Source organism: Gemmatimonadetes bacterium SCN 70-22 (assembly GCA_001724275.1).
Taxonomy (GTDB): domain Bacteria; phylum Gemmatimonadota; class Gemmatimonadetes; order Gemmatimonadales; family Gemmatimonadaceae; genus SCN-70-22.
The window spans coordinates 116,743-123,113 of the sequence record MEDZ01000012.1 but is presented as its reverse complement, the minus strand read 5'-3'; the positions used below and the strand labels follow the sequence as shown (position 1 = coordinate 123,113).

At 71.3% G+C, this 6,371-nt stretch carries 6 protein-coding genes and 1 pseudogene; 5 read left to right on the top strand and 2 right to left on the bottom strand.

Annotated elements, in window-relative coordinates; all coding sequences use genetic code 11:
• Together ABS52_08375 and ABS52_08370 are read right to left on the bottom strand one after the other, a co-directional pair.
• Positions 1–1,101: pseudogene (locus ABS52_08375) on the bottom strand (hypothetical protein).
• Positions 1,102–1,544: 443 nt separating this feature from the next.
• On the bottom strand, positions 1,545–1,967 hold the full coding sequence (locus ABS52_08370; protein ODT03759.1) for a secondary thiamine-phosphate synthase enzyme: 423 nt from the start codon (positions 1,965–1,967) through the stop codon (positions 1,545–1,547).
• A 141-nt stretch (positions 1,968–2,108) separates the two neighbouring features.
• Here ABS52_08370 and ABS52_08365 point away from each other — a divergent pair, with 141 nt between their 5' ends.
• The 5 genes from ABS52_08365 (at position 2,109) to ABS52_08345 (ending at position 6,228) form a co-directional block, all read left to right on the top strand.
• On the top strand, positions 2,109–3,389 hold the full coding sequence (locus tag ABS52_08365) for a hypothetical protein (GenBank protein ODT03758.1): 1,281 nt from the start codon (positions 2,109–2,111) through the stop codon (positions 3,387–3,389).
• Positions 3,389–3,673, top strand: a complete 285-nt coding sequence (locus ABS52_08360; GenBank protein ID ODT03757.1) for a hypothetical protein — start codon at positions 3,389–3,391, stop codon at positions 3,671–3,673. Before ABS52_08365 ends, ABS52_08360 begins: the two co-directional genes overlap by 1 nt.
• 13 nt (positions 3,674–3,686) lie before the next feature.
• Positions 3,687–3,980, top strand: coding sequence for a hypothetical protein (locus tag ABS52_08355; protein ODT03756.1), 294 nt, complete (start codon positions 3,687–3,689; stop codon positions 3,978–3,980).
• 15 nt (positions 3,981–3,995) lie between these two features.
• Complete coding sequence (locus ABS52_08350; GenBank protein ID ODT03755.1) at positions 3,996–4,748, top strand: hypothetical protein; 753 nt, start codon at positions 3,996–3,998, stop codon at positions 4,746–4,748.
• Between the two features lie 124 nt (positions 4,749–4,872).
• Positions 4,873–6,228: a hypothetical protein gene (locus tag ABS52_08345; protein ID ODT03770.1), complete on the top strand. Its 1,356-nt coding sequence runs from the start codon at positions 4,873–4,875 to the stop codon at positions 6,226–6,228.
• Positions 6,229–6,371 lie beyond the last annotated feature (143 nt).

Below are 6,371 nucleotides of genomic sequence, written 5' to 3'. Positions count from 1 at the left end.
CTCGACGCGCGGCTCGACGCGCGGCTCGACGCGCGGCTCGACGCGCGGCTCGACGCGCGACTCGCCGCGTGACTCGCCGCGTGACTCGCCGCGTGACTCGCCGCGTGACTCGACACGCGGAGCCGGCACGGCGCGCGCCGGCAGCTCCGCTTCGGCGCGCTCCACCGGCGCCGCAGCCGGCGCCTCGGCGGCCGGGCGTTCGGCGCGCTCCGTGCGTTCACCGCGCTCCTCGCGGTCACGCCCGCGGCCACGACCGCCACGACGCCCGCGACGCCCTGCCCGCTCCTCGCGGGCGGCGCCCCCTTCCTCCGTGCCCAGCGCCGGGCGGCGCGGCGCCTCGCCCGGAGCTGCAGCTGCCGGGACGACTCCGGCCGGCCCGACCTCGAGCTGCCCGTTCTCCAGCTTGGTGATCGTGACCAGTCCCTTCTCCGAGGCATCGGAGACGAACTTGGAGAACTTCGAGTAGCCGTAGTTCTTCTCGTCGAAGGTGGCGTCGATGTCCTGCATGACCTGCTTCAGGCGGTCCGAGCGCATCACGTCGCCGTTCTTCTTCATCCGGCCGATGGCCTCGACGACCAGTTCCCAGGGGTCCCACTTCTGCACGTCTTCCTCGCTGGACTTCACCAGCCCGGCGAGCGCGTTGTAGCTGTAATACTCGTCGCAGTTCATGACGAGCAGGTCGCTGGACGACTCCCGGATGCCGACGCCGATGACGTACTTGCCGTACTCCTTCAGCTTGGTCACCAGCGACGCGAAGTCCGAGTCGCCGGAGAGCAGGATGTAGGTCCCGATCTCGGAGCGCGTGAAGACCAGCTCCATCGCGTCGACCGCGAGGCGGATGTCGGTGGCGTTCTTCTTGGACGAGCCGTAGGCCGGGGCCATGATCATGTCGATCGACGACTCGGCGAGCGGGACGATGTACTGCGGGTAGCGTCGCCAGTCGGCGTAGGCGCGCTGCACGGCCACCTTCCCCTTGATGATGTCCGACGACAGGAGCGAGCGAAGCTCGCCGGCCAGGTCGGAGCGGATCCCCATCGTGACGTTGTCGAAGTCGATGAGGAGGGCGGCGTTAGGCGCGTGCTGGATCGGGGGGCCGTACATCCCGGACGTCGTGGGGGCGGGCAAGGCCTGCGGGCCCCGGTGCAACGGGGCGATCGGCGCGCGCGACGGGGCGTGCCGGGGGGTGCGAGCGTTCATGTGGTCAGAACGGGTGCGGGCGCCTTGGCGCCCATTGGTTTGGGTGCCGCTCCGGCACGCACTGTCGCGGACCGGGCGAGTGACTCCGGCGCCGGCGGTCGGGACCCTGCGGCCACTCCCCGCGTCGTGCGCCTCCGTCCCCCGGGTGACGGGCCGCGCGCGCACCGACTCCCCACGACGACGCGGAGACACCGATGTCGCACGACCTCGTCGGTACCCGTCAGGCAGTGCGGGGCTCACATGACCCGCTCCCCCACCCCACCGGCACGACCGTTGGACTCGTAAATCTAATGGGAGCGTAGGGGTGGAGTGCCACCCCCCCCGGCACTTCCGGCCGATCGGCGGCGTCAGACCCCCATCGCCTTGATGATCACCCGCTTGGGACGCTCCCCGTCCCACTCCCCGTAGAACACGCGTTGCCACGGGCCGAGGTCGAGTCGCCCGTCGGTCACCGGGACGATCACCTCATGCCCAACGGCGAGCGAGCGCAGGTGAGCCGCGGCGTTGTCTTCCCCCGTCCCGCTGTTGTGGCGATAGCTCTCCGGGCTCCAGGGGGCGATGCGCTCCTCGAGCCAGTCGAGGATGTCCTTCCAGAGTCCCGGCTCGTGGTCGTTCACGAAGACGGACGCGGAGATGTGCATGGCCGAGACGAGGACGAACCCCTCACGGATCCCGGCGGCGGCACGGCACGCCTCGACTCGCTCGGTGATGTCGATGATCTCGTGGCGCTTGCGGGTGGTGAAGGTGAGATAGGTGGTGTGGGTGTGCATGGAGACGGGAGACGGGGGACGGGAGACGGGAGGGCGGCTTGGCCGATCGTCGATGCTGCAGCCGCGGGTACGGAGGGCGCAAGCCGCGGCGTGGTGGCGGTGCCGAGGGGCGCACCCTCCCGCCGGGGAGTGATTGTCTCCATGCTCCCCGGGACTCCGACCGCGTACCTTTCGCGAAACCCGCTCCCCCACCCCCCGTACGTGAGATCACCCGGATTTCGCACACGGCTCTTCACGATCCTCTCGCTGTTCGCCTTCGTCCCTGCGCTGGCGTTGACGCTCGTGTGGGGAGCGGTGACGCTGCGAGCGTTGCCGCTGGTATCGGGGAGCGCGGCATGGGAGCGGGTGGCGGAATCGGGGCGGCGGGCCGTCGCGGCGGTCCGAGCGGCGCCGCTGACCACCGCTCAGGAAGGTGCGCTGCGCACGCACGAACTCGAACTCGAGGAATCGGTGACGCAAGCCCGCCGCTTCAGCTTTCTGGCCAACCGCCTCGTGCCGGTCATCGTCGTCAGTGCCCTGCTCGCCCTGGCGATTCTCTGGGTCGCGGCGTCGCGCGTCGCGGGGCACCTGTCGCGCCAGATGAGCCGCCCCCTCGACGAGCTGGTGGGGTGGACGGGGCGCATCGAACGCGGGGAACCGCTCCCCGAGGGCGTCCCGGCGCGCGGCGCGCCGGAATTCGCCGTCCTTCGCGACCGGATGCGGACCATGGCCCGCGAATTGGCGGTGGGACGAGAGCGCGCCCTCGAGGCGGAGCGCCTTCGCGCCTACCGTGAGACGGCCCAGCGCGTCGCGCACGAGATCAAGAACCCGCTCACCCCGATCCAGTTCGCCATCGCCCGCCTGCGTCGCGATGCCAGCGAGGGGCAGCGGGACGCACTCGACGTCCTGGAGAGCGAGACCCGTCGGCTCGATGCGCTGGCGCGGAGCTTTTCACAGTTTGGCCGGCTCCCGTCGGGACCGGCGGCCGACGTGGACCTGGCCGAGCTGGCACGTTATACGGCGCAGGCGTCGGTCCCGCCGGGCATCACCCTCACCGTGGACGCCGAGCCCGCCGTGCCCATGGTGCACGGACACCACGATGCCCTGCAGCGGGCGCTGAGCAACGTCCTCCTCAACGCCGTCGACGCCTGCGCCGGCCAGGGATCGATCCGCGTGCGGGTGGCGCGCGCGACGATGGACGGTGGTGCCGCGGTTTGCGTGTCGGTGACCGACAGCGGCACGGGGATCGCAGCCGAGCTCCTGCCGACCATCTGGGACCCCTACGTCACCCACAAGGCGGGGGGGACGGGGCTCGGACTCGCTATCGCGCGCCAGACGATTCTGGCGCATCATGGGGACGTGCGCGCCGAGAGCACCCCTGGGACCGGGACGACGATCCGCTTCATCCTCCCGGTCTCCCCTTCCACTCCCGAGGTTGCGTGATGGGTCCTGAAGTCCTGGTGCCGTTGGGCGCCTTCGCGATGGTCACGACGATCGTCACCTCGGTGCTGCGCTATCGCGAGCGCATGCGGCGCGCGGATCGCGAGGCGCTGATGCCGACGAACGGCGAGACCTCCCTGCGCCTGGAGCGGATCGAGGCGGCTATCGAGGCCATCGCCGTCGAGGTCGAGCGGATCTCGGAGGGGCAGCGCTTCGTGACCAGGCTGCTGGCCGAGCGCGCCAAGGATGCGCCGGCCATTGCGCCCGGCGAGCGGCACACCCCGTGAGCCGGCGCGCCGCATGATGCTGACTTCGGGAGCCGACGTCGCCCTGGCCGCCGTGGTGCTGGGGACGATCAGCGGGACGATCATCACGGTCGTGAAGACCATCGCGAGCCGGGCGAGCGCCCGCGAGCGGGAACGCCTCGGCATGGGGGGCGACACGGAGTTGCGCCTGCAGCGCATGGAACAGGCGATCGACGCGATCGCCATCGAGGTCGAGCGCATGTCGGAGTCGCAGCGTTTCACGGCCAAGGTGCTGGCCGAACGCCTGCCGCCGTCCGAGCGCGCGCTCCCGCCGCACCAGTCGAGCTGACCCGGAGAACCGACGATGCACCCACACTTCGACGACGCCCTCACCAGCTTCCTCGCCGGCGCTCCCGGGCTCGCCGGGCAGGGGACCGAAGCACTCCCCAACGAGGCGCGGGACGCCGTGCGCCAGGCGGTGCGCGACGCGATTCGCGGGGCCCGCGAAGGGGCGAACCAGGCGGTCACCGTGCAGTCGACGGCCCCCCAGGCGACGATCGACGCCCTCCGCGGGCAGATCGAAGCCGAGAAGACGGCCATCGACAAGCTCACCGCGCAGCTGACGGGGACGACGTCCAACGCGGCCGAGCGGGCCATCACCAGCCAGATCGAGCAGTCGCAGGAGCGGCTGACGTCGCTGCAAAGCCAGCTCGACCATGCGTTAGGCGTCGCCACGGTGACCCCCGAGATCGCGCTCCCCCCGGTGCTCCCGAACGACATGATCCCGCAGAAGGCGGTGGACATCACCTACGCCTTCTTCGCCACGGTCGCCCTGATCGCCATCGGCGCGCCCATCGCGCGCGCCTTCGCCCGGCGCATGGACCGGAGGGGACAGGCCATGGCGGCGGCGCCGTCGAGCCTCGAGCCGCGGCTGGACCGCATCGAGCAGGCGATCGAGGCGATCGCCATCGAGGTGGAGCGCGTCTCGGAAGGGCAGCGCTTCACGAACAAGGTGATCGGCGAGCTGCGCGCCCTCCCCGCGCCCAACCCGTTGGAGCAGTGGCCACGGCAGGAGGGGAAGGAAGCGCTCCCGGCCAAGCGGCAGGGCGACGCATGACCACGGCGCGACGGAGGCCTCACCTGACCGGTCGGCCGTTTCCCGCGGCGCGCCTGACGCTTCCTGTCATCGACGCGCCGTGCCGACCGTCCTGATCATCGACGACGAGGCGAACATCCGGCGCATGGTCGGGGCGCTGCTCGCTTCCGAGGGTTACGACGTGCGCGAGGCGCCGAGCGGCGCCGAGGGCGTGGCGATGGCGCTCGAGTCGGAGCCCGACGTCGCGCTCGTCGACCTCATGATGCCCGGGGCCATGGACGGCATCGCCGTCCTCGCTGCATTGCGCGAGCGGTACCCCGACCTCCCGGTCGTCATGATGAGCGGCAAGGCCGGGCTGGCCGACGCCGTGCGCGCCACGAAGCTTGGCGCGTTCAACTTCCTCGAGAAGCCGCTGTCCCCCGAGGGCGTCCTCCTCTCGCTCAGTTCGGCGCTCGAGTTGCGGCTGGCGAAGCGCGAGGCGCAGGTGCTCCGTGCGGACCTCGGGCTGGCGGGGGAGATGATCGGCGAGAGCGCGGCGATGCGGGCCCTCCGCTCGCTCATCGCGCGCATCGCCCCGACCGACGCCCGGGTGCTGATCTCCGGGGAATCCGGGACGGGGAAGGAACTCGTCGCCGCGGCGATCCACGCGGGAAGCGGACGGCGCGACCGTCCGTTCGTGCGCGTCAACTGCGCCGCGATCCCCCGCGACCTGGTGGAGAGCGAGATGTTCGGCCACGAGCGCGGCGCCTTCACCGGGGCCACCGAACGACGCATCGGACGATTCGAGCTGGCGCACCGGGGGACGCTCCTCCTCGACGAGGTGGGAGACCTGGGGAGCGAGGCCCAGGCCAAGCTGCTGCGCGCCATCGAGGCACGCGAGATCGAGCGCGTCGGGGGCGGCAAGCCGATCGCCGTCGACGTGCGCATCGTCGCGGCGACCAACAAGGACCTGACCCGCGCGGCGCGCGAGGGAGGGTTCCGCGAGGACCTCCTCTTTCGCCTGAACGTGATCCCGCTCTCCCTCCCCCCGCTGCGGGAACGGCCGAGCGACATCCCCCTCCTGGTGCAGCACTTCGCGGCGCTCACACGCCTGCGCACGGGGCGCGCGCTCCCCGCATGGACGGAGCCGGCGATGCAGCTGCTGCAACGCTACCGCTGGCCAGGCAACGTGCGCGAGCTCGGCAACATCGTCGAGCGGCTCATCATCCTCCACCCCGGCCAGGAGGTCAGCGCCGAGGAAGTGCGGCGGGTGATCGCCGTCGAGGACGAGGCGATGGCCTCGCCGCGCCGCGCCCCGCTTCCCGACCCCGCCGGGCTCGACGCGCCGCTCGGCGCGATGCTGGACGAGTACGAGCGCCTGCTGATCATGCGTGCCCTGAGTGCGTCGGGGGGGAACATCGCCGAGGCGGCGCGCCGGTTGCAGACCGACCGCCCGAACCTGTACCGACGCATGAAGCGGCTGGAGATCGTTCCGGAGAGCACCCCGACACACCCGGCGTGACATTCCGGCAGGTCGGCAGCGTGCATCGATGGCCGGCGACGGGCGTGGCAGTCGTTGTGCCACCGCGTGCAGCGTGAGATCGTTCTGGACGGTACGCGACGGGCCCCGGGGTGGCCGTCGCCATCACCAGGAGCCGATATGCG